We start from the raw sequence: 26,245 nt of genomic DNA, 5'->3' as shown, positions 1-26,245 counted from the left end.
CCTTCCCTTCTCCCCTTGTGGGAGAAGGTGCCTTGCCGAAGGCAAGGCGGATGAGGGGTCTCTATCCGCGGAGACAAACCCCTCACCCGTCTCGCATCTTGCGATGCGAGCCACCCTCTCCCACAAGGGGAGAGGGCAACAACGCGAGCCGCAATTGCCCCGCAGCTTCGACACCCCCCTTCCGATCGACGCGGTGCTCGATGAACTCGGGCGCACGCTGTCGGCCAATAACGCCGCCGTGCTGGTGGCACCTCCCGGCGCCGGCAAGACCACACGTGTGCCGCTGGCGCTGCTCGACGCGCCCTGGCTGAAGGGGAAAAAGATCATCATGCTGGAGCCGCGGCGGATCGCGGCGCGGGCGAGTGCCGAGCGCATGGCGCGCACGCTTGGTGAGCGCGCCGGCGAGACCGTCGGCTATCGCGTCCGCTTCGGTTCAAAGATATCGCGCGCGACGCGGATCGAAGTCGTCACCGAAGGCATTTTCTCGCGTCAGATTCTTGACGATCCCGAACTGTCAGGCGTCGCCGCCGTGCTGTTCGACGAGTTTCACGAGCGTTCGCTCGACGCCGATCTGGGCTTGGCGCTGGCGCGCGATGCGCAGACCGGCTTGCGCGAGGATTTGCGCATCCTGGTGATGTCGGCGACGCTCGACGGCGCGCGGGTCGGCAAACTGCTCGGCGACGCGCCGGTGGTTGCCAGCGAAGGCCGCGCCTTTCCGGTCGAGACGCGCTATCTCGGCCGCAAGGCGGATGCGCCGATCGAGCGGCAGATGGCGGATGCGATCGCGACCGCGCTGCGCGCCGATCCCGGCTCGGTGCTGGCGTTCCTGCCGGGCGCCGCCGAAATCCGCCGCACGCAGAATTTTCTTGGCGAGCGGGTTCATGATGCAAGCGTCGAGATCGTGCCGCTGTTCGGCGCGCTCGACGCTGCCGTGCAGGACCGCGCCATCGCGCCGGCGCCGAAGGGCCAACGCAAGGTCGTGCTGGCAACCTCGATCGCCGAGACCTCGCTGACCATCGAGGGGGTTCGTATTGTGGTCGATTCCGGCATGGCGCGGGTGCCGCGCTACGAGCCTGATATCGGCCTGACACGGCTGGAGACCGTGCGCGCCTCGCGCGCCGCGGTCGATCAGCGCCGGGGCCGCGCCGGCCGCACCGAGCCCGGCGTGTGCTACCGGCTGTGGGACGAGCCGCAGACCGCTTCGCTCGCCGCCTACACCCAACCCGAAATACTCTCGGCCGATCTTTCCTCGCTGGTGCTCGATCTGGCGCAATGGGGTGTCCGCGATCCCACCACGCTGGCGTTTCTCGATTCTCCGCCGGCGCCCGCGCTGAAGGAAGCCAACAGCCTGCTCCTCGAACTCGGCGCGCTTGATGCCGACGGCCGGATCACCGCGGAAGGCCAAAGCCTGCGCGCGCTGGCGCTTCCGCCACGGCTGGCGCGCATGATCGTGGATTCGCATCGGCTGGGGGCGGGCGAGGAGGCGGCCGAAATCGCCGCCGTCCTGACCGAGCGCGGCCTTGGCGGCGACAGCGTCGATCTCGACGTCAGGCTCGACCAGTTCCGCCGCGACCGCTCGCCGCGCACCGGAAGCGCCCGTAGTCTCGCGCAGCGCTGGGCACAGCAAGTGGCGGCGACGGAAGGGCCGGACAGCGAGGACGCTTCGCCCTCTACCGGGATCATGCTGGCGCTTGCCTTCCCGGACCGGGTCGCGCGCAACCGAGGCAATGGCAGCTTCGTGCTCGCCAATGGGCGAGGGGCTGCCGTCGACCAAACCTCGTCGTTGGCGCGCGCGCCCTATATCGCGGTGGCCGAACTGACCGGCACCGCCGCCCAGGGGCGCATTCTGCTGGCGGCGCCGATCGCCCAGGTCGATATCGAAACACGCTTCGCGGATCAGATCGAAAACACGGAAGAGATATCGTTCGATCGTAACGCCATGGCGCTGCGTGCGCGCCGCAAGCGAACCCTGCACGCAATCACGCTGTCGGAAGCACCGGTCGCGCTGTCGCCCTCGGCGGAGACCGCGCGCATCTTCGCTGCGGGACTGGTCGCCGCCGGGCTCGACAAGCTGCCGTGGTCGAAATCCCTCAAGCAATGGCGCGACCGCGTGATGTTTTTGCGCAAGGCGGAAGGTGATAGCTGGCCGGATCTGTCCGACGCGGCGCTCGCCGCCGACGGCGAGAACTGGCTGGTGCCGGCGTTATACGACAAGACCTCGCTGAAGGAGCTTTCCCCCGGCGATCTCTCCGACGCGCTGATGGCGTTGTTGCCGTGGGAATTGCGCGCGCGGCTGGAGCGCGAAGCGCCGACGCATTTCGAAGCGCCGACCGGCACCATGCTGGCGATCGACTACGAGGCAGAGCAGGGCCCGACCATTGCCGTGCGCCTGCAGGAACTGTTCGGGCTCAACACCCATCCTTCAATCGCCAAGGGTGCGGTGCCGCTGGTGCTGGAATTGTTGTCCCCGGCGCAGCGCCCGGTGCAGGTGACGCGCGACCTGCCGGGCTTCTGGCGGGGCAGCTATGCGGCCGTGCGCTCCGACCTGCGCGGCCGCTATCCCCGCCACCCCTGGCCGGAAGATCCGGCGACCGCGCTGCCGACCCGGCGGGTCAAGCCGCGCGGGACGTGAACGCGCCGGCCGTTAACGCTTCACTCATCCTTTTCGTCAAAATGGCAGCCTCGGCCGCCTCTGTTAGTCGCGGCTTGGCCCCAGGCGTGGTGTTATCGGCGGTCTGGCAATCGAGTGTGGCGTAATGCGTAACCTGATGATCCTTGCCGCCGTTCTCGTCGTTCTCGGTACCTACATGGCGCAGATGGCGGACAAGATGTCGCCGGCGCCGGCCTCCGCCAGCGCATCGCCGAACAAAGCCTCCACCCAAACGGTCGCGCAAGCCGCCGGCCGCAGCCTCGACATTCCCCGCGACGCCCGCGGCCATTTCCAGACCGACGGCCGCATCGAAGGTCAGCGCGTCAATTTCATGATCGACACCGGCGCTTCGCTGGTGGCGCTGAACGAAAAGTCCGCGGCGCGGTTTGGCCTGCGTCCCTCGCGCAGCGACTACAACGCGACCGTCACCACCGCCAACGGCACCATCAAGGCCGCGCGCACGCGGCTCGCCATGATCGAACTCGGCGGCCTCGTGGTGCGCGACGTCGACGCCCTGGTGCTGCCCGACGAGGCGCTGTCGGAGAACCTGCTCGGCCTGTCGTTCCTGTCGAAGCTGAAGCGCTTCGAATACGCCAATGGCCGGATGGTGCTGGAACAGTAAGGTTTACCGGTTACCAATCTGCCTTAATTAGCTGCCACAAGCCGCCAGTCCCGCCTATCGCCCAGCCTGCGTATTCGCTAAGGCTGCGGTGTTCCCTTAAGCATTTCATGACAAGGCAGCCCATGTTCCCCAAGCCCAAATCCGTGCTGGTTCCGAATACCTATGAGTTCGAATCCGGGCCAATGGTGAAGGCAACCGGCTTTCGCGAATACGACGCGCGATGGCTGTTCGAGAAGGAAATCAACCTGATGGGCGTGCAGGCGCTGGGCATGGGGCTCGGCGCGCTGATTGGGGAACTCGGCGTCGCCAAGGAAATCGTCACTGGCCACGATTTCCGCGGCTATTCGGCCTCGATCAAATACGCGCTGATTTCCGGCCTGATGGCGGCGGGCTGCAAGGTGCACGACATCGGGCTGGCGGTGACGCCGATGGCCTATTTCGCGCAGTTCGATCTCGACGTGCCCTGCGTCGCGATGGTGACGGCATCGCATAACGATAACGGCTGGACCGGCGTCAAGATGGGCGCCAACCGTCCGCTCACCTTTGGCCCCGACGAGATGACGCGGCTGAAGGAAATCGTGCTCAACGCCGATTTCAAAAACAAGGCCGGCGGTTCCTATCAATTCCACGAGAATTTCCCGGCGCGCTACATCGCCGATCTCACCAAGCGCCCGAAGCTCAAGCGCAAGCTGAAAGTCGTGGTCGCCTGCGGTAACGGCACCGCGGGCGCGTTCGCGCCGCAGGTGATGGAAGCGATCGGCTGCGAGGTGATCCCGCTCGACACCGAACTCGATCACACCTTCCCGAAATACAATCCGAACCCCGAAGACATGGAGATGCTGCACGCGATCCGCGACGCGGTGCTTCAGCACAAGGCCGATGTGGGCTTAGGCTTCGACGGCGATGGCGACCGCTGCGGCGTGGTCGACAACACCGGCGAGGAAATCTTCGCCGACAAGGTCGGCGTCATGCTGGCGCGGGATATGTCGGCGATCCACAAGGATGCGCAATTCGTGGTCGACGTGAAATCCACCGGCCTGTTCGTGACCGACCCGGTGCTGCAAAAGCAGGGCGCCAAGACCGCCTACTGGAAGACCGGCCATTCCTACATGAAGCGCCGCACCAACGAGATGGGCGCGCTGGCGGGTTTTGAGAAATCCGGCCACTTCTTCTTCAACAAGCCGTTCGGCCGTGGCTATGACGACGGTCTCGTCTCGGCGATTGCGATCTGCGAAATGCTCGACCGCGCATCGGACAAGTCGATGGCGGACCTGAAAAACGCGCTGCCGAAGACCTGGTCGTCCCCGACCATGTCGCCGCATTGCGCCGACGAAACCAAATACGGCGTCGCCGACGCAGTGGTGAAGCATTTCGAAGCGTTGCAGAAGAAGGGCGACAAGGTCGCGGGCCAAAAGATCCGCGATCTCGTCACCGTCAACGGTGTGCGCGTTACCGTCGAAGACGGCAGCTGGGGCCTGGTGCGGGCATCATCCAACAAGCCCGAACTGGTGGTCGTGGTCGAAAGCCCGGTGAGCGAAGCGCGCATGCGCGACATGTTCGAGGCGATGGATTCGGTGCTGCGGACGCATCCGGAGGTCGGCGCGTATAATCAGAAGATTTGAGAGGCGACGGTGTTTGACTAACACCCGGTCGTCGTCCCCCGCGAAGGCGGGGGACCCGGTACGCCGCGGCTTCTCGGCTGAAAACGAACGTCTCTGGAATACCGGGTCGCCCGGTCATAGGCGAGCGGAAGCGACGCCGTCCTTCAGACGGCTATGCCGGGCGACGACAAGTATGTGGAGATCGACGCTTACGCCACGTGCAGCGATCCTAGGAAGCTGTCGACCTCGGACTTCAGCCGGCCGGATTGCGACGACAGGCCGTTCGCGGCGTCCAGCAGCTTCGACGTCGCCCGGCCCGCTTCTTCGGAAGCGCGGCTGACGTTGAGGATGTTGCTGCTGACGTCCCGCGTCCCGTTGGCTGCCTGCGCTACATTGCCGGCGATCTCCCGCGTCGCTGCGCCCTGCTGATCGACGGCAGCGGCGATCTCATTGGAGATTTCGTCGATCTCGGCGATAGTGCCGCCGATCGCCTGGATGGCGCTGACGGCTTCGCCGGTGGCGGTCTGGATGTCCTGCACCTGCGCGGAGATTTCCTCGGTCGCTTTCGCGGTCTGATTTGCCAGCGCCTTGACTTCGCTCGCTACCACGGCAAATCCCCGCCCATGTTCGCCGGCGCGGGCCGCTTCGATCGTGGCGTTCAGCGCCAGCAGGTTGGTCTGGCTCGCGATGCTTTGGATCAGCGTAACCACTTCGCCAATCTTCTGAGTGCCGGCGGCAAGTCCCTCGACCACGGAGTTGGTGCGGCGCGCCTCTTCGGCGGCCTTGTTGGCGATTTCGGCGGAGCGCGTCACCTGCTGGGCAATGTTGCTGATGGAGGCCGTCAGTTCCTCGGTCGCCGCCGCCACCGTTTCCACGTTCGACGAGGCCCGTGTCGAGGCGGCCGCCGCCTCGGCGGTCTGCCGCGTGGTTTCCGCGTTGCTCTTGCTCATCGAGGTGGAGAGGCCCTGCACCTCGTTGGCGGTTACCGCGACCGCCTCGACGATGCTGCCGATCTTGCGCTCGAAGCCCGCGGCGAGTTCGCGGCGTGCCGCGTCGCTGTCCTGCTTGGCCTGCCGTTCGGCGGTCATCCGGCTGATATTGGCGCGGGCTTCGGCGGCATTTGCCGCTTCCGCCTCGGCGGTCTTCTGCGCGGTCGTCTCGAACAGGCCGGACAGCTTCACCGCCAGCCAGCTCAGCACGCCGGCCTCGATCAGAACAATGACGGCGTGAAGAACGACGCGGCCGAGATCAGCGCCGCCGGGATAGACCGCCGCCGGAAGTAGGAAGTTCAGCACCAGATGATGCAACGCGACCGCGACCGCGCCGGCAAGGATCGGGCGATAGTCGCAATAGGCGAGGAGACACGACAGCGTGGCAAAGAAATACATGTGCATGTCGACCTGCCAGGCATGGCCGGCGAGTTGGAAGGTAAACACCGACACGCTGCCCATCAGGGCGACGGCAAAGGTAAGCCGCGTCGAAAGCCCGTTACCCGAGGTGCGCCACGACAGGGTCGCGGCCAGCGCCAACGCCGCCGTCAGCGCGGTTGGCGCCAGCCAGCCGCTATCGCGCATCAGGCCGATGGCGAGCGCAATGGGAACATGAAGCCAGAGCAATCCCAGCAAGGCCTTGCTGGTGGTTTCGCGCAAAGCTGCAAGATCATCGCTTTCAATGGTCATTTCCGGATTCCCAATATGCTCAATAAATCGCTGCTTTGTTTGTGAAACAGGCCGCGATCGCCTGCGGATCGATTACGAACCAGGCCCCGGCCTCGTGCAGCCGTGACAATCCCTCAACGCCATCGGGCCGCAGCACCAGCAGCGATGGAACGGCGGTTACGCGGACGATTGCAGCATTGGCTGAAGCGGCGGCCGAGAAGGCCTGCTGAGAATCCCACCAAACGGGAAATGCTACGGCCACGACTTCGGTGCCTGGACGAGCCTGAAAAGACAGTGCTGCGACGCCGATGAAGCTGGCGATCAGCAACAGCACGGCGTTGAGCCATGCCGGCCATCGGTGGCTGAGTGTGACATTCCGACCCATTCCCCGTGTCTATGGACACAGGGCTAATGTTCGGTGAACGGACACGCCCCGTAGAATTACGGAGGTTACTTACGCCGCCGGCACCGGCAGTGCTGTCACCGACTTGATCTTCTCCATCGCAAAGCGCGAGGTGACGTTTTTCAGCGGCACTGCGCTGATCAGCTTTTTGTAGAACACGTCGTAGCTCGCCATGTCGGCGACCACGACGCGCAGCATGTAATCGACGTCGCCGGCCATCCGGTAGAACTCCATCACCTCGGGCATGGCGCTGACCGCGCTGGCGAAGGTCTTCAGCCAGGCTTCCGAATGATCGGAGCTCTCGACCGAGACGAATACGGAAATGCCGAGCCCGATCTTGTTCTGGTCGACCAGCGCCACCCGGCGCAGGATCACGCCATCGGCCTCCAGCCGCTGGATCCGCTTCCAGCACGGCGTTGACGACAGCCCGACCCGGTCCCCGATCTCGGCGACCGACAGGGAGGCATCCTCCTGCAGCACGGTCAGGATCTTGCGGTCGATGGCATCCAGGCGGCGGTTGGCTTCAGGGAGCTGAACGGCTAGGTCGGTCATGAGAAGAATGTTCCATACAATAGGTTTGATACCCTCATATATAGAAAATTCTTCTATAGCAAGCCCTGCTATCGCCCGGTCGTCGCCCGGTCCGTCACTTGACCGTGGCTCAAAAGCTCTTCAACTTCAGCACGTTGCGGGGCAGCGAAGGCGCCGCCGAAACGGGTGCATTTCAGCGCCGCGGCGGCAGAGGCAAACCGCAGCGCCTGCCGCAATTCCTGCTTCTCGGTAATCGCCAGCGCAAATGCGCCGTGGAACACGTCGCCGGCGCCGAGGGTATCCACCGTATGCACCGGGAAGGCGGGGGTCTCCTGAATACCCCCCTTCTCGTCGAGCCAGATCGTGCCTCTCGGGCCACGGGTCCCCGCCAGGAACGACGAGGTCAGTTTGGCGATCTTCTTCAGCGCTTGGGCGTCGTCAGTAACATCTGCGGTTTCCTGCAGCGGCTCGCTGGAGAACACCAGGTGCGTGGAGGCGTTCAACAGGCCCTCGCGCAGCGACATCGCCCGATCGACGTCGACGATCACGGGAATGCCACGCCGGACGGCCTCGGCGCAAAGCTCGGTGCAGAATTCCGCGCAGCGGCTCTCGGTGAGGATGGCGGCGCAGTCGTCCAGCAGCGTGTCGAAGTCGGGCAATTTCACGTGCCACAGTTCCGGATCGCGGAAGGTGACGATGGTGCGCTCGCCGGATGGATCGATCATCACCGCCGAGATCGGAGTCACCAGCCCCGGCATGTGGATGAGATGCTTCGTCTCGATGCCCTCATGCGCCATCTGATCGAAGATGAAACGACTCGATGTTTCCTTGACATCGCCCATCGGCCCGCAGATCGAGGCACGGCCACCGAGCCGAGTGATGCCGATCGCGCCATTGAGCGCGTTGCCGCCGCAGATTTCGTCGAATGCGGTGGCGTTCTCCTTTGAACCGCGCCCGGGAACACCTGGTGTATGAAAGGTGAGGTCGCGCACCGGCATACCGATGCAGAGAATCCGCGGCGGAGTTTTGGGGGCTTTGTCTTGAAAGTTCATCCGGGAATCCGTCATGTCGGTTCCGCCTTCAGCCGGAACCAATGTCCGGAGTTAATCGACTGGTCCATGGACGGTTCCCGCTATGCGCCCGTTTCGTTTCCCCCATGCACCCAGCGTCCGATCAGATGATGCGCAATCGCAAACGGATGCGCCGCAAATAAGCCGTCAGGATGTTCGCGCCGGTGCATCAGGGCGACTTCGGCACGATCGAACCAGCGGGCGTCCTCGAGTTCGGTGCGGTCCACCACGATATCCTCGTTGAGCGCGCGCGCAGCGCATCCGATCATCAGCGATGACGGATAGGGCCAAGGCTGCGTCATGTAATAGCTCACGTCTGTGCAGCGGATGCCGGATTCCTCGAAAATCTCGCGGCGGACCGCGTCTTCAATGGTCTCCGCCGCTTCGACGAAGCCGGCCAGACACGACCACATCCCGGGCATGAACTGCTTCTGCCGGCCGAGCAGGCACTTTTCGCCTGACGTGACCAGCATGATCACGACCGGATCGGTGCGCGGAAAATGCTCGGCCTTGCAGCTCGGGCATTCGCGCTTCCAGCCGCCTTCCTTCATCCCGGTGCGGGTGCCGCAATTGGCGCAGAAGCCGTGACGCTGGTGCCAGGTCACCATCGATTTCGCCATCGCGATGGCGGAGAGCTGTTCCGGCGGCACCGTGCCCTGCATCGCCATGCCGCGCAGCTCGGTCACGGCGACGTCGTCGCGCGTGATCAGCTTCTCCACCGCCGCGGCCGAAATGCCCATGCCGAAAACAGGCGCACCGTCGCGCAGGCCCAAAAAGATCGTGCCGGGATTGGCGCCGAGCTTCACGGCCTCTTCGACCCCGAGCAGCACGCGCGGTCCGTCCGCCTCCTGCCTCACCAGAAGGGAGTCGCGGTAGATCACATAGGCGCCGGCGTTGCGCTGGCTCTCCAGCGCGAACAGTTTTTCGTCATTGGCGCGCAGATGCGCGGCGCGATCCAGAATATGGGTGACGAAAGCGGGCTTCCCCAGCGGATACTTGTCGAATGCGGACATCGGTTCAACCCAACCAGATCTTGCGGCGAAGCGCGTTGATGAAATTCTGTACTTCCTCGGCGTCATGCGACAGTGGCGGCATCACGCCCCAGACCGGGCGCGGCCAGGCCGCGTCGCTGGTACGCCGCGCGATGACATGGACATGCAGCTGCGGGACCAGATTCCCCAAGGCCGCGACATTCAGCTTGTCGCATTTGGTGACCTCTTTCAGCGCGCGCGAGACCCGTGAGATTTCGGTCATCAACTGCGCCTGCGCGACCTCGTCGAGGTCGATGATTTCCACCGCACCCTCCCGGCGCGGCACCAGCAGCAGCCACGGGTAATGCGCATCCTTGATGACCAGCACCTTGCACAGCGGCAGGTCGCCGATGTCGATCGTGTCCTTTTTGAGCTGGGAGTGCAGCGACCAGGCGGAGGCGTCAGAGGGCATCAAGGGTTTCTCTATTTTGGAGCAGCCTTGCAGAGGGCGGCCCTGCAAACACACCCGTCGTGCCCGGGCTTGTCCCGGGCATCCACGTCTTTTTTGCGTTGAATTGGAAGAAGCAAGACGTGGATGGCCGGGTCAAGCCCGGCCATGACGAAACGGGGGTAGTTCCGGCGCATGGCACCCACCACCCCGCTTGCTTTCCGGCCCTTTTGGCCCCAAATAAGGACCGGGAGATTGGCGGTGGACGAGCCACTCGCCAACCGGGTCAGGTCCGGAAGGAAGCAGCCCTAACGAGGTCCGGATCGGGTCGCTCGTCAGTCTCCTACCTGTTTTTCGAGCGAATCGCGCAAGGAAGCGGCCAGTCCGTGTCCGGCGCGAAATTTCGTTCCTTTCCGCAAGCCGGCCCCGAGAGACAATCAATTGCGGATCGACCGATGAGTGATGCTGGCGCTCCCCCCGACAAGTCAGACGGCGCCGACCAGAGCGGTTTTGCTCTCGGCCAGGGCGAGACGGCCAAGCCGTACCGGGTGCTGGCGCGAAAATACCGGCCGTCCAGTTTTGACGACCTGATCGGCCAGGAGGCCATGGTCCGCACCGTTTCGAATGCGTTCGAAACGGGCCGGATTCCGCAGGCCTGGATCCTGACCGGCGTCCGCGGCGTCGGCAAAACCACCACGGCGCGGATTCTCGCCCGCGCGTTGAATTACGAAAAGCCTGACGGGTCGGTGAAGGGGCCGACTATCCACATGCCGAATCTCGGCGTGCACTGCCAGGCGATCATGGAAAGCCGGCACATGGACGTGCTGGAAATGGACGCGGCATCCCATACCGGCGTCGACGACGTCCGCCAGATCAATGACAGCGTGCGCTATGCGCCGGCCAGCGCCCGCTACAAGGTCTACATCATCGACGAAGTCCACATGTTGTCGACGGCGGCTTTCAACGCCTTCCTGAAGACGCTGGAGGAGCCGCCCGAGCACGCCAAATTCGTGTTCGCCACCACGGAAATCCGCAAGGTCCCGGTCACGGTGCTGTCGCGCTGCCAGCGTTTTGATCTCCGCCGGGTCGAAGCCGACGTGCTGATGGGCCATCTTTCCAACATCGCGAAAAGGGAAGGCGTCGAGGTCGAGCCCGAGGCGCTCGGCATCATCGCGCGCGCGGCGGAAGGCTCGGTGCGCGATTCGCTCTCTTTGTTCGATCAGGCGATCGCGCATGCGGCGGGCCTGGTCCGTGCCGACGCGGTGCGGCAGATGCTGGGGCTCGCGGACCGCACCCGGGTGATCGACCTGTTCGAGCATCTGGCGCGCGGCGATATCGCCAGCGCCTTTGGCGAATTCCGCAGCCAATATGACGTCGGCGCCGATCCGGTCGTGGTGCTGTCCGACCTCGCCGAATTCGTCAATTTCGTCACCCGCGTGAAGATCGTCCCCGCCACCGCCGATAACGTCGCGTTCGGCGAGACCGAGCGTGTCCGCGCCCGCGAGTTCGCCGCAAAATTGTCGATGCGGGTGCTGTCGCGGATGTGGCAGATGCTGCTCAAGGGCATCACCGAGGTGCAGACCGCGACCCGGCCGGCGGCGGCTGCGGAAATGGTGCTGGTCCGCATCGCCTATGTCGCCGACCTGCCGACGCCCGACGAGGCGGTCCGGATGCTCGACCAGAACGGCGGCGGATCGCAAATTGCCTCGGGCGGGGCGGCGCCGTCGCGGGCCGCGCCCACCGCACCGGTATCTTCAATGTCTGCCGCTTCGCCGATGCGGACGCCGGCTTCGCCCCGTTCCGGCGCGGAAGCGTCCGCGCGACCGCAAATGGTGGCGCCGTCGGTCCAAACCGAGTCCACGCCCGTCCTGCGGATCACCACGTTTCCGCAACTGGTCGCGCTGGCCGGTGAGAAACGCGATATCCTGACCAAGACGGCGCTGGAATCCGATATGCGCCTCGTTCGCTTCGAGGACGGGCGGCTGGAGGTGGCGCTGGAGCGCCATGCGGCGCGCGGGCTGGTCAACGACCTCTCCCGCAAGCTGGAATTATGGACCGGACGGCGCTGGACCGTGATCGTCTCCAACGAGGCCGGCCAGCCGACGCTGCGCTCGCAGAATGAGCAGGCGAGGAACGAGCACGCGCGTGCCGCGGAGGCCGATCCGCGCGTGCAGGAGGTGCTGGCGCGATTTCCCGGCGCCAAAGTGGTCGAGGTGCGCCGGCTTGCCGCCGAGCCGCCGGAATCCAATATTAACGCTGAAGACCTGAACGAGAGTTCCGACGGCGACGACGACTGATCGAACTCTCAAGAGGACGAACCAATGGCTGATTTTCTCGGCATGATGAAGCAGGCAGCGCAGTTGCAGGAAAAGATGCAGGCGATGCAGGAAGAGCTCGGCAATCTCGAGGTCGAGGGCATATCCGGCGGCGGGCTGGTCGCCGTGCGCATGACCGCGAAGATGGAAGTGAAGGGCGTCAGGATCGATCCCTCGCTGATGAAGGCCGAGGAGCGCGAAGTGCTCGAGGATCTGCTGGTGACCGCGCATAACGACGCGCGGCGCAAGGCGGAAACCGCGGCGATGGAAAAAATGCAGACGCTGACCGGTGGCCTCGGCCTGCCGCCCGGGCTTGGCCTCACCTGAAATGGCAGCAAGCGTTGCCGGCCCCGAAATCGAACGTCTGATCCAGCTCCTGGCGCGCCTGCCGGGGCTCGGTCCACGCTCGGCGCGGCGCGCGGCGCTGCATCTGATCAAGAAGCGCGAAGCGCTGATGACGCCGCTCGCCGGCGCGCTGCAGGTGGCAATAGACAAAATTCAGGTCTGCAAGACCTGCGGCAATATCGATACACAAAATCCATGCACGGTGTGCACCGATCCACGGCGCGATCCATCGACCATCGTCGTGGTCGCCGACGTCGCAGACCTCTGGGCGCTGGAACGGGCGAATGCGACCAACGGCCGCTATCACGTGCTCGGTGCCACATTGTCGCCACTCGACGGCGTCGGTCCGCAGGATCTGACCATCGACGCGCTGGTGGCCCGCGCGCACGAATCACAAGTCAGCGAGATCGTTCTGGCGCTTAACGCAACGGTTGATGGCCAGACCACCGCCCATTACATCACCGATCTTCTGCAGGACGCCAACGTCAAGGTGACCCGGCTCGCGCATGGGGTGCCTGTCGGCGGCGAGCTTGATTATCTCGACGAAGGTACGCTATCGGCTGCCATGCGGCAGCGAACGCTGTTCTAGCCAACACAACGGAACTGATCGACATGACGAAACCACGATTCGGCAAGCGCTCCTGTTTTGTGTTCATGATGGCGGTGGCCTTGGCCGCGCCTTCCGCGTGGGCGCAGCAGGCCGAGCCGGCGCCGAAGCCCGGCAAGCCGATCAATGCCGGCGACGTCCTGTCCGGCGAACTCAACGCCATGAAGGGCGGCAAGAAGAGCAAGCGCGCCGCGACCTATCAGATCACCAGCGAACCGCGCCGTCTGCCGCCGCCGAACGGGCTGTGCAATCTGGAAACCGGGCCCGAGACGTTCCAACTCGTCACCAACAGCGACGCCCAGGCCGCGCAACTGAAAAATTTCATCGGCAAGGCGATTTCCGTCAAGGTCGACGAAGTCGCCTGTGCGCAGGATGCCGGGCAGATGAGCGAAGCCGTCATCACCAAATGGAGCGTGGTGACCAAGCATTGAGTAGCGAACTTCGTCGCCCGGATTGCGCTTCGCTCCATCCGGGCTACAAGAGACTTAAATCCTCACCGGCCCCACCGCATCGAAATGCCCGCGCCGCTGCAGCCACGCCAGCAGGATCAGGCTTGGCACTGCGATCGCGACGGAGATCACGAAGAATAGCGGCCAGCCCGTCGCTGCCGCTACAAAGCCTGCGCCGGAGGATAGATAGGTGCGCCCGACCGCGGCCAGTGCAGTGAGCAGCGCGTATTGAGTAGCGGTGTGTAGCGGGTTCTGGCACAGCGCCGAAAGATAGGCGACGAAGATCACGGTGCCGATCGCGCCGGTGAAGTTTTCCGCCGAGATGGCGACGGCCAGCGCCCATTGATTGACGCCGACATAGGCGAGCCACGCGAACACCAGGTTAGAGATCGCCTGCAGCACGCCGCCGATCCACAGGCTTGCGACCAGCGAATAGCGCCGCGCCACATAGCCGCCGGCAAAACCGCCGATCAGGGTCGCGATGAGGCCGACGCCCTTGACGATGGCGGCGTAGTCGTTGCGGGTGAAGCCGAGATCGATCACGAACGGCGCGGTCATGGTGCCGGAAAACGCGTCGGTCAATTTGAATAGCACCACGAATGCCAAGGCTACCCAGGCATACTTGCGAGCCAGAAATTCGGAGAACGCTCCGATCGCCGCATGCATGACGCGCGAGAACGCCGTCTCATCTCGGGTCTCGGCCTCGGCGCGCACGGATTTCTCCGGCTCGGTGGCGGCCAGCGCCGTGACGGTGCCGATCAGCACCAATGCGGCCATGGCAACATAGCCCCACATCCACGCCGCGTGACGTCCGATGCCGGTGTCTTCGAACGCGCTCACCAGGAACAGCACGCCGGCGGTCGAGATCAGCATGCCGATCCGGTAGGCCGCAACATAGGACGCCATGCCGGCGGCCTGTTCGCTCTCGGGCAGGCTTTCGACGCGGAACGCATCGACGACGATGTCCTGCGTCGACGACATCGTCGCGACCAGGAGCGCGCCGAGCGCGACGAACAGCGGCGAGCGCGCTGGGTCGGTCAGCGCCAGCAGCAGGATCGCGCCGATCAGGAGCAGTTGTGAGAACACCAGCCAGCCGCGCCTTCGGCCGAAGGCGCGCGTGAAGATCGGCACGTGCAGTGCATCGACCAGCGGCGCCCAGATAAATTTCAGCGTGTAGGGCGTGCCGACCAGCGCAAACAGCCCGATGGTGCCGAGATCGACGCCGGATTCCCGCATCCAAACCAATAGCGTCGACCCCGACAGCGCCAGCGGCAAGCCGGAGGAGAAGCCAAGCATCAGCACGATCAGCACGCGCGGCTGGAGATATACCGCCCACGCCTCGCGCCAGGAGGTGCGCGCGGTTTCGGTCTTGTCGGTCGCTTTGGCAGCGGCTTCAGGTGTGGTCATGGAGACGTGTTAGCAGAGATTCGAGGCCACTTCCCCTCTCCCCTTGTGGGAGAGGGTGGATCGAATGAGCGCAGCTCATTCGAGACGGGTGAGGGGTCTGTCTCCGCGGAAAGAACCCCTCATCCGGCGCTACGCGCCACCTTCTCCCACAAGGGCAGAAGGGAGAACCTACTCCCCAGCCTGCAGCTTGCGCGGCACTGGGAACAGCTCGGGTGTTTCGCTCTTGACGAAGCGCGGGACTTCGACCGGCGCATCCGTCTTGCTGAAATCGAGTTCCTCGATCCGTCCGGCGCGCTTCTCGATCTTGTCGGCCGAAATCAATATCTGTCGCACATCCTCGTTGACGTCGCCAAAGTGCTTCTGCAGCTTGAGCACGCGCTCGCGCAGGCGCCCCAGATCGTCGCCGAGGTTGAGCACCTCGGTGCGGATCTGGTCGGCGGCGTCGCGCATCCGCGCGTCTTTCAGGATCTGCTGCATCACCTGGATCGCCAGCATCAGAAGCGAGGGCGACACCAGCACGACGCGGGCGCGGTAGGCCTTCTGGATCACGTCGTCGAAACCGTCGTGGATTTCCGCATAGACCGATTCCGACGGCACGAACATCAGCGCGGTATCCTGGGTCTCGCCGGTGATCAGGTATTTCTCGGCGATGTCGTTGACGTGCTTCATCACGTCGTTGCGCAGGCGTTGGGTGGCGAATTTCTTTTCCTCGTCGCTGCGTGCGTCGTGCAGCGCGGTCATTGCTTCAAGCGGAAATTTCGCGTCGATGCAGAGCGGGCGCTGGTCGGGCAGGAACACCACGCAATCCGGCCGCTTGCCGGACGAGAGCGTGTGCTGGAACTCGTACGAGCCCTGCGGCATGCCGTCCTGCACGATGGCTTCCATCCGCGCCTGGCCGAAGGCGCCGCGCGACTGCTTGTTGGCGAGCACGTCGCGCAAGGTCGTCACCTGCGACGTCAGGTCGGTGAGGTTCTTGTGCGCGTTGTCGATGATGCCGAGCCGCTCATGCAGCACGCGCAAGCTGTCCATGGTGTGGCGGGTGGTCGCTTCCATCGACTGGCCGACCCGATGCGTCACTGAATCCAGCCGTTCGTTGACCGCCCGCGTCATCTCGGACTGGCGGCCCACCAGCGCCTGCGCCATGGCGTCGACCCGACCGGTGGACTCGCTCTGCGCCCGCAGCATCTCGCTCAGGCGCTCCTCCAGCTCGTCGGCGCGAATCGCCTGCGCCATCGCCAGTTCCGCGCCCCGGCGACCGGAGCGGGCGATGATGATGGCGATCACCAGCAGCAGCACCAAAGCCAGCGCGCCGAACCCGATCAGCGCCTCGCCAACGTGAATCGGCAGGTCGCCGACGATGAAAAGAATTTCGTTCATGTGGCTATGTAGCCCGATTCGCTGGCATTCGCGAACGAAGAGGGAACGTTTATGGTAAATGGCGGGTTAATTTTCGTGGTTAACGTTGCCTTAAAAATCATGGTTAAGGCCGCCTTAACGGACGCCCCGGCGCATTGACCGCGACAAATCAGCAGCTTAAATCGCGCGCTATGGCCCTAAGAGAAATCATCATCCTGCCGGACAAACAGCTCCGGCTGGTCTCCAAACCCGTCGAGAAGGTGACGACGGAGATCCGCAAGCTTGCCGACGACATGTTCGAGACCATGTACGACGCGCCCGGCATTGGGCTCGCGGCGATCCAGGTCGCGCAACCCTTGCGGCTGATCACCATGGACCTCGCCAAGAAGGACGAGAACGGCGAGACCAAGCCGCGCCCGCGGGTGTTCATCAATCCGGAAATCATCTCCTCGTCGGAGGAATTGTCGGTCTACGAGGAGGGCTGCCTCTCGATCCCCGAATATTACGAGGAGGTCGAGCGCCCCGCCCAGGTCCGCATTCGTTTCACCGATCTCGACGGCAAGGTGCATGAGGAGGACGCCGATGGCCTGTTCGCCACCTGCATCCAGCACGAGATCGACCATCTCAACGGCGTGCTGTTCGTCGACTATCTGTCAAAGCTGAAGCGCGACCGCGTGATGAAGAAGTTTACCAAGGCCGCGAAACGCGCGGCGGAGTAAGGCCGCCACTCTCTCAACCGTCATGCCCGGCCTTGTGCCGGGCATCCACGCCTTTCTCGCTGCACTAAAGACGTGGATGGCCGGGACAAGCCCGGCCATGACGGAATAAACTGAATCGTCCCGGGATTTTGCGCCTCATGCCTCTCCGCTTGATCTTCATGGGCACGCCCGATTTTGCGGTGCCGACGCTGCTGGAACTCGTGGCCCACGGCCATGAGGTCGTGGCCGTCTATACCCGCGCGCCGAAGCCGGCCGGGCGGGGCATGAAGCTGCAGCCGACGCCGGTCGAGCAGGAAGCGCGGCGGCTCGGGATTCCCGTGCTGACGCCGACGACGCTGAAGACGCCGGAAGCGCTCGAGGAGTTTCGCGCGCACAATGCCGATGCGGCGGTCGTCGTCGCCTACGGCATGATCCTGCCGCAGGCCATTCTGGATGCGCCGCCGCTCGGCTGCTTCAACCTGCATGCTTCACTTTTGCCGCGCTGGCGCGGCGCCGCCCCGATCAACCGCGCGATCATGGCAGGCGATGCCGAGAGCGGCGTGATGGTGATGAAGATGGATGTCGGCCTCGACACCGGCGACGTCGCGATGGCCGAGCGGCTGCCGATCACGGACACCATGACCGCGGCCGACCTGCACGATGCGCTGGCGCCGCTCGGCGCCGACCTGATGGTGCGCGCGATGGGAGGGCTTGCTCGGGGCGGATTGCAACTCCAGAAACAGAGCGAAGACGGCGTGACCTACGCCGCCAAGATCGAGAAGACCGAGGCGCGGATCGATTGGCAGCGCCCGGCGCGCGAGGTGCTGCGGCATATTCACGGCCTGTCTCCGTTCCCCGGCGCCTGGTGCGAGATCGCGAGCGATGGCGAACCGGCACGGATCAAGATTCTGCGCTGCGAACCGGCAAGCGGATCCGGCGCGCCGGGCGAGGTGCTCGACGATCGCCTGACGATTGCTTGCGGCGACGGCGCGATCCGCATTCTGGAATTGCAGCGCGCCGGCAAGGCCCCGATGAAAGCCGCGGACTTTTTGCGCGGCACGCCGCTCAAACCGCCCGCGCGGCTAGGCTGATGCCCCGCTACAAGCTCATCATCGAATATGACGGCACGCCGTTCTCAGGCTGGCAGATCCAGGACAACGGATCGACCGTGCAGGGGACGCTGGAAGCCGCGGTGAAGGCGATCAGCGGCGAACAGGTTCGCGTTCACGGCTCGGGCCGCACCGATGCCGGCGTGCATGCGCTCGCGCAGGTCGCGCATTGCGATATAAAAAAGCCGTTTCCGCCGGGCCGGCTGCGCGACGGGTTGAACGCGCACCTGCGCCCGCATCCGATCGGCGTGCTCTCGGCGGAAATCGTAGCCGATGATTTCGAGGCGCGTTTCTCCGCGATCAAGCGCCACTACCGTTATCGCATCACCAACCACCGCGCCAACCTCGCGCTCGATATCAAGCGAAGCTGGCGGGTGCCGCGCCATCTCGATACGGACACGATGCACATCGCCGCGCAACGCTTGCTCGGCAAGCACGATTTCACGACGTTTCGCGACACCGAATGCCAGGCGAAATCGCCGGAGAAGACGCTCGATCAGCTCGACGTCGTCAGAGAGGGCGACGAGGTTGCGATCCTCACTTCCGCGCGCTCTTTCCTGCACAGCCAGGTGCGCTCGATGGTGGGCTCGCTGGTGTGGGTCGGCGAAGGCCGCTGGAGCGCCGACGATCTCGCCGCCGCACTCGCCGCCCGCAACCGCGCCGCCTGCGGCCCCGTCGCGCCGCCGGATGGGCTGTATCTGGTGCGGGTGGAGTATTAGGCGGCGGCGACGAGTTCGTAGGATGGGTGGAGCGAAGCGATACCCATCGGGCTTGCGGCGAGGTGATGGGTATCGCTTCGCTCCACCCATCCTACGAATCTGTGCGGATGACGACGGCGGTGCACTACGCGAAATACCTATCCAATATCCCCCGATAGATCTTAGTCAGCTTTTCCAGATCGGACACCGGCGTACGCTCGTCGACCTGGTGCATGGTCTGGCCGACCAGGCCGAACTCGATCACCGGGCAATAGCTGGAGATAAAACGCGCATCGGACGTGCCGCCGGAGGTGGAGAGTTCCGGCTTGCGTCCCGTCACCTCCTCGATCGCGCTGACGGCGAGGTCGGTGAACGCGCCGGGTTTAGTCACGAACACGTTGGAGTTGGAATACTCCCAGACGATGCGGGCGCGGATGCGGTTGCCGCAGGCCTTTGCCAGCCGTTCCTCGACGAGCGCGCGCAGCGTGTCCTGCGTGTGGTTGTCGTTGAAGCGGATGTTGAACTTTGCGCGCGCCTGTCCCGGGATCACATTGCTTGCGGTGTTGCCGACGTCGACGGAGGTGAATTCGAGATTGGAGGCCTGGAACTGCGCGCTGCCGTGATCGAGCGGCTCGTCGGAGAGTGCCACGATCAGCCGCGAAATATCCGGCACTGGATTGGCCGCGCGGTGCGGATAGGCGACGTGGCCCTGCACGCCATCAACATAGAGCGTGCCGGATTGCGAGCCGCGGCGGCCGATCTTGATGCAGTCGCCGAGCACTTCGACGTTTGACGGCTCGCCAAGCACGCAATGATCGAATTTCTCGCCGCGCTCCGCGCACCATTTCAGAAGCTTGATGGTGCCGTTGACGGAAATGTCTTCCTCATCGCCGGTGATCAAAAACGAAATCGAGCCCTTGGGCTTGCCACTGACGTTGGCGAGATATTGCAGCACGGCGGCAACGCTGCAGGCGATGCCGCCCTTCATGTCGACCGCGCCGCGGCCATAGAGGAAACCGTCCCTGACCTCGCCCGAGAACGCGCCGAGCGTCCACGCCGTCTCGTCACCGGGCGGCACCACGTCGGTATGTCCGGCAAAGGTGATGTGCGGCGCGCTGTCGCCGATACGGGCGTAGAGGTTGTCGATGTCGGCGGTGCCGGGTTCGCCGAAGGTGACGCGGTGCACCTCGAAGCCGGCGTCCTTCAGCAGGCGCTCGAGCACGCCGAGCGCACCGGCATCGGCAGGGGTGACAGACGGGCAGCGGACGAGGTCGCGGGTAATGGAAACGGCGTCATTCATACCCCGGCTTAACACGCCAAACCGGCGGCGGGCCAGCCTTGTGCGGCACCATTTCGATCTCACTCTGCTGGTCCCAAGGCGGCCGCGTGTCGCGCGGCGCCTTCGGTGCAAGCGGATCGGTGCCGAACCGGTTCGTCTTGCGCGAACCCCTCAGGCAATACATTTCGATGAAGCCCCACACGTATAAGGCAAATACGATCAGGGCAGGCAGCATCATGAAGTAGGAGTCGGGCAGCCGGTCGTCGAACTGGTTGTAGAGGCCGGGGACGACGAAGAACGGCACCATCCACCAGCCGCTCTTGTCGCGGTCGTGCAGCCGCTTCATCGAGGTGGCGAAGTAGACCCACAGCAGCAACGAGATGCCGAGCAGCTTGGTGACAAGCCTGGGAAGATCGGCTGGTTTCAGCGTCCGGTAGACGTCGGAATCCACCAGCTTGAAGATGTCCTTGGCGCCCAAACTGAACGATGTCGGCCCGCCGAACAGGCTCTGGATCGCCACGATCACAGCGCCCAGAACAGTCAGCCCGCCCAACATGACCAGCCCCGCGAGCCACAATTTGGCGCGGTTGATGCGGCCGTCGAAGCGGAACAGGTACCAGGTCCAGTCCATGCGCAAATGCTCCGGAGGGCGGAAGCCCGTGTCCGGTACGTTAGTCGCGCGGGAAAGTCCCCGGTTCGATTAGTCCCGCAGCAGTTCGTTGATGCTGGTCTTGGAGCGGGTGCGTTCGTCGACGCGCTTGACGATCACGGCGCAGGCGGTGGATGGGCCGGGTTGGCCGTTCTTCAAGGGCTTGCCGGGCAGGGCGCCGGGAACCACGACCGAATACTCCGGAACTTCGCCGATGAAGATTTCACCGGTCTCGCGGTCGACGATCTTGGTGGAGGCGCCGAGGAACACACCCATCGACAGCACCGCACCCTTGCGCACGATCACGCCTTCGGCGACCTCGCTGCGCGCGCCGATGAAGCAGTCGTCCTCGACGATCACGGGCTCGGCCTGCAGCGGCTCCAGCACGCCGCCGATGCCGACGCCGCCCGAAATATGCACGCGCTTGCCGATCTGCGCGCAGCTTCCGACCGTGGACCAGGTGTCGATCATGGTTGCTTCATCGACATAGGCGCCGAGATTGACGAAGGACGGCATCAGCACGACGTTGCGGGCGATGAAGGCCGAGCGGCGCACGATCGAGCCGGGGACAGCGCGAAAGCCCGCGTCGCGAAAACGGTTCTCGCCCCAGCCTTCGAATTTCGAGGGCACCTTGTCCCACCACGACGCCTTGCCTGGGCCGCCGGGAATCGCGCTCATGTCGTTGAGGCGAAACGACAGCAGCACCGCCTTCTTCAGCCACTGATTGACCTTCCACTTGCCATCAGCTCCGCGCTCAGCGACGCGCGTCTCGCCCTTGTCGAGCAGTTCGAGCGCGCTATCGACAGCCTCGCGAACCTCGCCCTTGGTCGACGTCGAAATGCCGTCGCGGGCGTCGAAGGCGGAGTTGACGGTGGATTCGAGTGCGGACAGGGACATCGGGATTTCCTTAGGCTTTCGGGCGAAGTTGACGGGCTTTTTCGGGATTTGGGCAGGGAGAGTCAAGGCTCTCTCGTCGTCCTGCGAACGCAGGGACCCATACGCCGCGGCCGGCGTATGGGTCAGGAAGGGCGACGGCTTCGCTTCAGCAAGCTACGGCGGTAGTTGGCAGAGCGTCGGCCACCATGTTTCCTCTATAGATCACGCGGTATGGGTCCCTGCGTTCGCAGGGACGACTATCCGCGATTACTCAACCGCTGCAAAAATCCTGTCAAATCATCCGTCACGTGATCCACGTAAGCCGCATCCCGGCCCTCCAGCTCCCAATCCTCGCGCACCACTTCCTTGGCGCCGTCGGGCACCACCAGCACCGTGGTCATGCCGAGCTGGTGCGGTACCACGAGGTTGCGGGCGAGATCCTCGAACATCGCCGACCTCAGGGGATCGACGCCATGGATGCGCAAGAATTTGTCGTAGGTCTGCGGCGCTGGCTTCGGCTCAAGTTCGGCGGCGATGATGTCGAACACCGCCTCGAAATGCTGGGTTATGCCGAGCCGAGCCAGCACCGCGCCGGCATGGTCGGTCGAGCCGTTGGTCAGGATCAGCTTGCGCCCCGGAAGCTTTGCGATCGCAGCGCCCATCGCGGGGTTCGGCTCCAGCGGCGAGTGATCGATCTTGTGCACATAGGCCAGATAGTCGTCGGCGCCCACGCCGTGCTCGGTCATCATGCCGCGCATGCTGGTGCCGTAGCGGCGGTAATAATCCTTCTGGATCACGCGGGCTTCTTCCGCGGAGATTTTCAGGAACGCGCTGATGAACTCGCCGATCCGCGCGTCGACCTGCTGCCACAGATTGACGTGATGCGGGTAGAGCGTGTTGTCGAGATCGAACACCCAGGTGTCGATGTGGCTGAAGGGGCGGGATGATGTCATGGCTCTCTCAATTTGTCGTCCCCGCGAACGCGGGGACCCATACGCCGCGGCGATAATGGGACGCACGGTGGGAATTGCCTTCTGATACGAGCGCCTCAAATGCAGGCCGGTGGTTATGGGTCCCCGCGTTCGCGGGGACGACGATAGAGTGGGCCGCGAACGCTACCATCACGGCATCGCAAACCGCAGCGTCTTGCCGCCGCTACTCATATCCACCGGCGCAAAGCCGATCCGCGCAAGCCCGCGGGTGCCGCAATCGCCCTGTTCCGATATCTCGAACTTGCTCTCGCGCGTGCAGAGCTCTTTCGGCCCGCCCCAGTTCAACGGCTTGTCCCGGTATTTGATGGCGCGGTTTTCGCCGTCGACGGCTTCGGCAAAGCTGTAGACCTGCTTCGGCTGGCCGGTCACATCGGGATGCAAGCACTTGCCGGGATCGATGCGGTACCAGCCGCGGCTGGTCACCGCCTTGCCGTCGTCGGTGGCGACCGCCGCCATGATCTTGTGCGGCGTGTCGTTGCACCAGGTCAGCCCCGAAGAGGAGGGCTTTTGCACGGCTTCGATCATGGCGGTGAAGAAATTTTGCGACTGCACGATGTCGGCGGCGAGCCCGCGGCTCTTCAGGAACGCCGAGAGGGCGCTTTGCGTCTTCGGCCCATCGACGCCGTCGATCGGAGCGGCGTCATAGCCGGCGATGACCAGCAGCCGCTGGATGCCAGCCAGCCGCGCCTGCTCGTCGTCATACTCGGAATCCTCGGCGAGATAGGCGACCAGATTGCCGTCATCGGTCCGCGTCGGCGTGATCTGGGTGAAGGGCGCAGGCGTCTGGTTGCCGCGGCACTGGCGGGCGGCGGCGATGACGAAATTATCCGGCGCGATGCACAGCGTATCGCTGCCGTTCTGCGGAATCGGCGAAGCGCCGTAGACGCCGAGCGCGCGTGCATTCAGCAAGATGCGGTCGGCGGTCAGCGCGCCCTGCAGCACCACGCGGCAGGCGGCCGGATCGATCCGGAACCAGCCGCGCGTCGCGGTCGCCGCTTTGTCGTCGATGCCGATCGCGGCCTCGACCACATAGCTCATGCGGTTGCAGAGTTTTAGATCGGCGAAGGCGGGCAGCGAGGAAGCGAACAGCGAGATCGCCGCGGCCGGCAGCGCAAGGATCGCGTATCTCCCATACCGCTGCGATCTTGCGCGGAAGCGGTGCGCGAAGGGAGCGGGCGGGGAGATCGCGCGGGTCACTTGTGGATCAGCGTGCCGGTGCCCTGGTTGGTGAACAACTCCAGCAACACCGCGTGCTGCGTCTTGCCGTCGATGATGACGACGCCCTGCACGCCCTGTTCCAGCGCGTAGATGCAGGTTTCGACCTTGGGGATCATGCCGCCGGAAATCGTGCCGTCGGCGATCAGTTTTCGCGCGTCCTTGACCGACAGTTCCGGTATCAATTTTTTCGACTTGTCGAGCACGCCGGGAACGTCGGTCAAGAGCAGCAGCCGCTTGGCCTTCAGCGCGCCGGCCACCGCGCCGGCAAAAGTGTCGGCGTTGACGTTGAGCGTGTGGCCGTCATGCGAGGTCGCGAGCGGCGCCAGCACCGGGATCAGCTCATGGCCGATCAACTGGTTCAATAGCGTGAGATCCACCTTGTCGGGATCGCCGACGAAGCCGAGGTCGATCGCCTTCTCGATGTTCGAATCCGGATCGACCATAGTGCGCGTCGTCTTCGACGCCTTCACCATGTTGCCGTCCTTGCCGCTCAAGCCCACCGCCTTGCCGCCGGCTTCGTTGATATAGCCGACCAGCTGTTTGTTGACCGATCCCGCCAGCACCATCTCGACGATTTCGATGGTGGCGGCATCGGTGATGCGCAGGCCTGCGGCGAATTCCGACTGGATGCCGAGCCGCTTGAGCATGGTCGCGATCTGCGGCCCGCCGCCATGCACGACCACCGGATTGATCGCGGTCTGCTCCAGAAGCACGATGTCGCGGGCAAAGGCCTTGGCGGTTTCCTCGGCGCCCATGGCATGGCCGCCATATTTGATGACGATGGTTTCCTCGTCATATTGCTGCATATGCGGCAGCGCCTCGGACAGGATGCGGGCCTGATCGAGGGGGCTGATATCTTGCGCTGATGTCATGAAGCGGGTCTCGCCATTCCAGATGCCGGGCCGGGTTCTATCCGATTGGAGGGCAGGGCGCAAAGTGGGGGATTTTGCGTTCGCGGCCTCTTTTTCCCCTCTCCCCTTGTGGGAGCGAGACGAGCGAAGCTCGCTCTTGGGTGGATCGAATGAGCGAAGCTCATTCGAGTGAGGGGTTCTTTCCACAAACACAGACCCCTCACGCGGAGACAGACCCCTCATCCGGCGCTACGCGCCACCTTCTCCCACAAGGGGAGAAGGGAAGAGTTATCCCCGCTTCGGCCAGGCCGCCGCGACCGCCAGCGCCAGCCAGCTTACAATCAGCAGCGTCCCGCCGGTCGGCGCGGCCATCGGAAACAACCCATGCCCCGCATAGTGCCGCAGCGTCAGGTCGCCGGCGAACAGACCTGCCGCAATGACGAAGCCGAAGGCGGCCACGATGCCGATGCGGCCATGGATAATCCCGCGCTCGGCCAGCGCGACGGCACCCAATACCGCGGTGGCGTGAAACAGCAGCATCGACGACGCCGATGCCAGCCGCGAAGCGTCCGCGCCATGGGCGGAGGCAGCCGCCAGCATGACGCCGTCGGCGCCCATGATGGCGGCGAGCACGATCAGGATGCGGGCTGTGCGGCTCATCAGGCGCGCTCGTGCAACAGGCGCACCATCGCGGCGCGCAATTCCGGCATGCCGGCGCCGGAGCGCGAGGATGTCACCAGCACTTCCGGAAACGCCGCCGGGTGCTTGGCGAGCGCCGCCGTGGTCTCGGCGATGTTCTTTTCGAGTTCTGGCTTCTTCACCTGATCCGCCTTGGTCAGCACCACCTGATAACTCACGGCGGACTTGTCCAGCGTCTTGAGCACGTCCTGGTCGACCTCCTTGATGCCGTGGCGCGCATCGATCAGCACATAGACCCGCGCCAGCGTGGCCCGCCCCTGCAGGAATTGATGGATCAGCCTGGTCCATGACGCGACCTGGGTCTTGGGCGCCGAGGCGTAGCCATAGCCGGGCATGTCGACCAGCCGCAGTTCCGCGCTGTGAGGGCCGTCGAAGAAGATCAGTTCCTGGGTGCGGCCCGGCGTATGCGAGGTGCGCGCCAGCGCGTTGCGGCCGGTGAGCGCATTGATCAGGCTCGATTTGCCGACATTGGAGCGGCCGGCGAACGCTACCTCCACGCCCGCCATCGGCGGCAGCGTCTCGATCGAGGGCGAGGCCCAGACGAACTTCCATTCGCCGGCGAAGAGTTTTCGTCCCTCTTCGATCAGCTTCGCATCGATGTCGGTATTCATGCGAAATATCCAGTCTGCGTCATGCCCGGGCTTGTCCCGGGCATCCACGTCTTGCTTTTCTGTGTCCTAAGACGTGGATGCCCGGGACAAGCCCGGGCATGACGTCCTGGATAAAATGGTGGCCGCTACCGG

26 protein-coding genes and 1 other RNA gene are annotated in these 26,245 nt (G+C 64.3%); 11 read left to right on the top strand and 16 right to left on the bottom strand.

Annotated elements, in window-relative coordinates:
- The first annotated feature begins 154 nt into the window (after positions 1–154).
- The 3 genes from hrpB to IVB22_RS35270 all read left to right on the top strand — a co-directional run bounded on the left by hrpB (position 155) and on the right by IVB22_RS35270 (position 4,894).
- Positions 155–2,632, top strand: coding sequence for an ATP-dependent helicase HrpB (hrpB, locus tag IVB22_RS35280; RefSeq protein ID WP_247521747.1), 2,478 nt, complete (start codon positions 155–157; stop codon positions 2,630–2,632).
- A gap of 124 nt (positions 2,633–2,756) precedes the next feature.
- Entirely contained in the window at positions 2,757–3,272 is a 516-nt protein-coding gene (locus IVB22_RS35275) for a TIGR02281 family clan AA aspartic protease (RefSeq protein ID WP_247521746.1), read from the top strand.
- Positions 3,273–3,394: 122 nt separating this feature from the next.
- Complete coding sequence (locus tag IVB22_RS35270; protein WP_247521745.1) at positions 3,395–4,894, top strand: phosphomannomutase/phosphoglucomutase; 1,500 nt, start codon at positions 3,395–3,397, stop codon at positions 4,892–4,894.
- 188 nt (positions 4,895–5,082) lie between these two features.
- Here the strand turns inward: IVB22_RS35270 and IVB22_RS35265 are convergent, their stop codons facing one another.
- The 6 genes from IVB22_RS35265 to IVB22_RS35240 form a co-directional block, all read right to left on the bottom strand.
- Positions 5,083–6,552 carry a methyl-accepting chemotaxis protein gene (locus IVB22_RS35265; protein ID WP_247521744.1) on the bottom strand — a complete coding sequence of 490 codons (1,470 nt, stop codon included), beginning with the start codon at positions 6,550–6,552 and terminating at the stop codon, positions 5,083–5,085.
- A gap of 19 nt (positions 6,553–6,571) precedes the next feature.
- Positions 6,572–6,865: a hypothetical protein gene (locus IVB22_RS35260; protein ID WP_247521743.1), complete on the bottom strand. Its 294-nt coding sequence runs from the start codon at positions 6,863–6,865 to the stop codon at positions 6,572–6,574.
- Positions 6,866–6,985: 120 nt separating this feature from the next.
- A complete protein-coding gene (locus IVB22_RS35255; protein WP_108512319.1) occupies positions 6,986–7,486 on the bottom strand; it encodes an Lrp/AsnC family transcriptional regulator in 501 nt (166 codons plus the stop codon).
- A 68-nt stretch (positions 7,487–7,554) separates the two neighbouring features.
- On the bottom strand, positions 7,555–8,517 hold the full coding sequence (locus tag IVB22_RS35250; RefSeq protein ID WP_247521742.1) for a sugar kinase: 963 nt from the start codon (positions 8,515–8,517) through the stop codon (positions 7,555–7,557).
- An 80-nt stretch (positions 8,518–8,597) separates the two neighbouring features.
- Positions 8,598–9,548, bottom strand: a complete 951-nt coding sequence (gene nudC / locus IVB22_RS35245) for an NAD(+) diphosphatase (RefSeq protein WP_247521741.1) — start codon at positions 9,546–9,548, stop codon at positions 8,598–8,600.
- 4 nt (positions 9,549–9,552) lie between these two features.
- Positions 9,553–9,978 (bottom strand): HIT domain-containing protein, encoded by a 426-nt coding sequence (locus tag IVB22_RS35240; protein ID WP_247521740.1) that lies wholly within the window; start codon positions 9,976–9,978, stop codon positions 9,553–9,555.
- Positions 9,979–10,204: 226 nt separating this feature from the next.
- Between IVB22_RS35240 and ffs the strand changes: the two genes are divergently transcribed.
- The 5 genes from ffs (at position 10,205) to IVB22_RS35215 (ending at position 13,652) form a co-directional block, all read left to right on the top strand.
- An RNA gene (gene ffs, locus IVB22_RS35235) (signal recognition particle sRNA small type) lies at positions 10,205–10,301 on the top strand.
- Between the two features lie 108 nt (positions 10,302–10,409).
- On the top strand, positions 10,410–12,251 hold the full coding sequence (locus IVB22_RS35230) for a DNA polymerase III subunit gamma/tau (RefSeq protein WP_247521739.1): 1,842 nt from the start codon (positions 10,410–10,412) through the stop codon (positions 12,249–12,251).
- Between the two features lie 24 nt (positions 12,252–12,275).
- Positions 12,276–12,596, top strand: a complete 321-nt coding sequence (locus tag IVB22_RS35225; RefSeq protein WP_247521738.1) for a YbaB/EbfC family nucleoid-associated protein — start codon at positions 12,276–12,278, stop codon at positions 12,594–12,596.
- Between the two features lies 1 nt (position 12,597).
- Positions 12,598–13,203: a recombination mediator RecR gene (recR, locus tag IVB22_RS35220; protein WP_214489070.1), complete on the top strand. Its 606-nt coding sequence runs from the start codon at positions 12,598–12,600 to the stop codon at positions 13,201–13,203.
- Positions 13,204–13,226: 23 nt separating this feature from the next.
- Positions 13,227–13,652, top strand: coding sequence for a hypothetical protein (locus IVB22_RS35215; protein ID WP_247521737.1), 426 nt, complete (start codon positions 13,227–13,229; stop codon positions 13,650–13,652).
- Between the two features lie 54 nt (positions 13,653–13,706).
- Here IVB22_RS35215 and IVB22_RS35210 read toward each other — a convergent pair whose 3' ends face one another.
- Positions 13,707–15,077, bottom strand: coding sequence for an MFS transporter (locus IVB22_RS35210; RefSeq protein WP_247521736.1), 1,371 nt, complete (start codon positions 15,075–15,077; stop codon positions 13,707–13,709).
- 168 nt (positions 15,078–15,245) lie between these two features.
- Positions 15,246–16,454: a DNA recombination protein RmuC gene (locus tag IVB22_RS35205; RefSeq protein WP_247521735.1), complete on the bottom strand. Its 1,209-nt coding sequence runs from the start codon at positions 16,452–16,454 to the stop codon at positions 15,246–15,248.
- 170 nt (positions 16,455–16,624) lie between these two features.
- Here IVB22_RS35205 and def point away from each other — a divergent pair, with 170 nt between their 5' ends.
- The 3 genes from def to truA all read left to right on the top strand — a co-directional run bounded on the left by def (position 16,625) and on the right by truA (position 18,959).
- A complete protein-coding gene (gene def / locus IVB22_RS35200) occupies positions 16,625–17,152 on the top strand; it encodes a peptide deformylase (RefSeq protein ID WP_247521734.1) in 528 nt (175 codons plus the stop codon).
- 137 nt (positions 17,153–17,289) lie between these two features.
- A complete protein-coding gene (fmt, locus tag IVB22_RS35195) occupies positions 17,290–18,222 on the top strand; it encodes a methionyl-tRNA formyltransferase (protein ID WP_247521733.1) in 933 nt (310 codons plus the stop codon).
- On the top strand, positions 18,222–18,959 hold the full coding sequence (gene truA, locus IVB22_RS35190) for a tRNA pseudouridine(38-40) synthase TruA (RefSeq protein WP_247521732.1): 738 nt from the start codon (positions 18,222–18,224) through the stop codon (positions 18,957–18,959). The genes fmt and truA overlap by 1 nt, the downstream gene beginning before the upstream one ends.
- 124 nt (positions 18,960–19,083) lie before the next feature.
- Here the strand turns inward: truA and dapE are convergent, their stop codons facing one another.
- The 8 genes from dapE to yihA all read right to left on the bottom strand — a co-directional run bounded on the left by dapE (position 19,084) and on the right by yihA (position 26,113).
- Positions 19,084–20,238: a succinyl-diaminopimelate desuccinylase gene (gene dapE, locus IVB22_RS35185; RefSeq protein WP_247521731.1), complete on the bottom strand. Its 1,155-nt coding sequence runs from the start codon at positions 20,236–20,238 to the stop codon at positions 19,084–19,086.
- On the bottom strand, positions 20,231–20,848 hold the full coding sequence (locus IVB22_RS35180; RefSeq protein ID WP_247521730.1) for a DUF805 domain-containing protein: 618 nt from the start codon (positions 20,846–20,848) through the stop codon (positions 20,231–20,233). The genes dapE and IVB22_RS35180 overlap by 8 nt, the downstream gene beginning before the upstream one ends.
- 69 nt (positions 20,849–20,917) lie before the next feature.
- Entirely contained in the window at positions 20,918–21,763 is an 846-nt protein-coding gene (dapD, locus tag IVB22_RS35175) for a 2,3,4,5-tetrahydropyridine-2,6-dicarboxylate N-succinyltransferase (protein WP_247521729.1), read from the bottom strand.
- Between the two features lie 236 nt (positions 21,764–21,999).
- Positions 22,000–22,695 (bottom strand): pyrimidine 5'-nucleotidase, encoded by a 696-nt coding sequence (locus tag IVB22_RS35170; RefSeq protein ID WP_247521728.1) that lies wholly within the window; start codon positions 22,693–22,695, stop codon positions 22,000–22,002.
- Positions 22,696–22,863: 168 nt separating this feature from the next.
- On the bottom strand, positions 22,864–23,853 hold the full coding sequence (locus IVB22_RS35165; RefSeq protein WP_247522077.1) for a DUF1036 domain-containing protein: 990 nt from the start codon (positions 23,851–23,853) through the stop codon (positions 22,864–22,866).
- Between the two features lie 74 nt (positions 23,854–23,927).
- Complete coding sequence (argB, locus tag IVB22_RS35160; RefSeq protein ID WP_247521727.1) at positions 23,928–24,824, bottom strand: acetylglutamate kinase; 897 nt, start codon at positions 24,822–24,824, stop codon at positions 23,928–23,930.
- A gap of 267 nt (positions 24,825–25,091) precedes the next feature.
- Complete coding sequence (locus IVB22_RS35155; RefSeq protein WP_247521726.1) at positions 25,092–25,463, bottom strand: DUF423 domain-containing protein; 372 nt, start codon at positions 25,461–25,463, stop codon at positions 25,092–25,094.
- Entirely contained in the window at positions 25,463–26,113 is a 651-nt protein-coding gene (gene yihA, locus IVB22_RS35150) for a ribosome biogenesis GTP-binding protein YihA/YsxC (protein ID WP_247521725.1), read from the bottom strand. Before yihA ends, IVB22_RS35155 begins: the two co-directional genes overlap by 1 nt.
- Between the last annotated feature and the right edge of the window lie 132 nt (positions 26,114–26,245).

This window comes from Bradyrhizobium sp. 190 (assembly GCF_023073415.1).
In the GTDB taxonomy this organism is placed as follows: Bacteria; Pseudomonadota; Alphaproteobacteria; order Rhizobiales; family Xanthobacteraceae; genus Bradyrhizobium.
Note: the sequence above shows the minus strand (reverse complement) of the source record. Positions and strands in the feature narration are given on the sequence as shown.

Excerpts from the sequence above, each read along its gene's own strand:
- IVB22_RS35275 (WP_247521746.1), top strand. The coding sequence starts at position 2,757 with ATGCGTAACCTGATGATCCTTGCCGCCGTTCTCGTCGTTCTCGGTACC.
- IVB22_RS35270 (WP_247521745.1), top strand. The coding sequence starts at position 3,395 with ATGTTCCCCAAGCCCAAATCCGTGCTGGTTCCGAATACCTATGAGTTC.
- IVB22_RS35265 (WP_247521744.1), bottom strand. The coding sequence starts at position 6,552 with ATGACCATTGAAAGCGATGATCTTGCAGCTTTGCGCGAAACCACCAGC.
- IVB22_RS35255 (WP_108512319.1), bottom strand. The coding sequence starts at position 7,486 with ATGACCGACCTAGCCGTTCAGCTCCCTGAAGCCAACCGCCGCCTGGAT.
- IVB22_RS35250 (WP_247521742.1), bottom strand. The coding sequence starts at position 8,517 with ATGAACTTTCAAGACAAAGCCCCCAAAACTCCGCCGCGGATTCTCTGC.
- nudC (WP_247521741.1), bottom strand. The coding sequence starts at position 9,548 with ATGTCCGCATTCGACAAGTATCCGCTGGGGAAGCCCGCTTTCGTCACC.
- IVB22_RS35240 (WP_247521740.1), bottom strand. The coding sequence starts at position 9,978 with ATGCCCTCTGACGCCTCCGCCTGGTCGCTGCACTCCCAGCTCAAAAAG.
- IVB22_RS35230 (WP_247521739.1), top strand. The coding sequence starts at position 10,410 with ATGAGTGATGCTGGCGCTCCCCCCGACAAGTCAGACGGCGCCGACCAG.
- IVB22_RS35225 (WP_247521738.1), top strand. The coding sequence starts at position 12,276 with ATGGCTGATTTTCTCGGCATGATGAAGCAGGCAGCGCAGTTGCAGGAA.
- recR (WP_214489070.1), top strand. The coding sequence starts at position 12,598 with ATGGCAGCAAGCGTTGCCGGCCCCGAAATCGAACGTCTGATCCAGCTC.
- IVB22_RS35215 (WP_247521737.1), top strand. The coding sequence starts at position 13,227 with ATGACGAAACCACGATTCGGCAAGCGCTCCTGTTTTGTGTTCATGATG.
- IVB22_RS35210 (WP_247521736.1), bottom strand. The coding sequence starts at position 15,077 with ATGACCACACCTGAAGCCGCTGCCAAAGCGACCGACAAGACCGAAACC.
- IVB22_RS35205 (WP_247521735.1), bottom strand. The coding sequence starts at position 16,454 with ATGAACGAAATTCTTTTCATCGTCGGCGACCTGCCGATTCACGTTGGC.
- def (WP_247521734.1), top strand. The coding sequence starts at position 16,625 with ATGGCCCTAAGAGAAATCATCATCCTGCCGGACAAACAGCTCCGGCTG.
- fmt (WP_247521733.1), top strand. The coding sequence starts at position 17,290 with ATGCCTCTCCGCTTGATCTTCATGGGCACGCCCGATTTTGCGGTGCCG.
- truA (WP_247521732.1), top strand. The coding sequence starts at position 18,222 with ATGCCCCGCTACAAGCTCATCATCGAATATGACGGCACGCCGTTCTCA.
- dapE (WP_247521731.1), bottom strand. The coding sequence starts at position 20,238 with ATGAATGACGCCGTTTCCATTACCCGCGACCTCGTCCGCTGCCCGTCT.
- IVB22_RS35180 (WP_247521730.1), bottom strand. The coding sequence starts at position 20,848 with ATGGACTGGACCTGGTACCTGTTCCGCTTCGACGGCCGCATCAACCGC.
- dapD (WP_247521729.1), bottom strand. The coding sequence starts at position 21,763 with ATGTCCCTGTCCGCACTCGAATCCACCGTCAACTCCGCCTTCGACGCC.
- IVB22_RS35170 (WP_247521728.1), bottom strand. The coding sequence starts at position 22,695 with ATGACATCATCCCGCCCCTTCAGCCACATCGACACCTGGGTGTTCGAT.
- argB (WP_247521727.1), bottom strand. The coding sequence starts at position 24,824 with ATGACATCAGCGCAAGATATCAGCCCCCTCGATCAGGCCCGCATCCTG.
- IVB22_RS35155 (WP_247521726.1), bottom strand. The coding sequence starts at position 25,463 with ATGAGCCGCACAGCCCGCATCCTGATCGTGCTCGCCGCCATCATGGGC.
- yihA (WP_247521725.1), bottom strand. The coding sequence starts at position 26,113 with ATGAATACCGACATCGATGCGAAGCTGATCGAAGAGGGACGAAAACTC.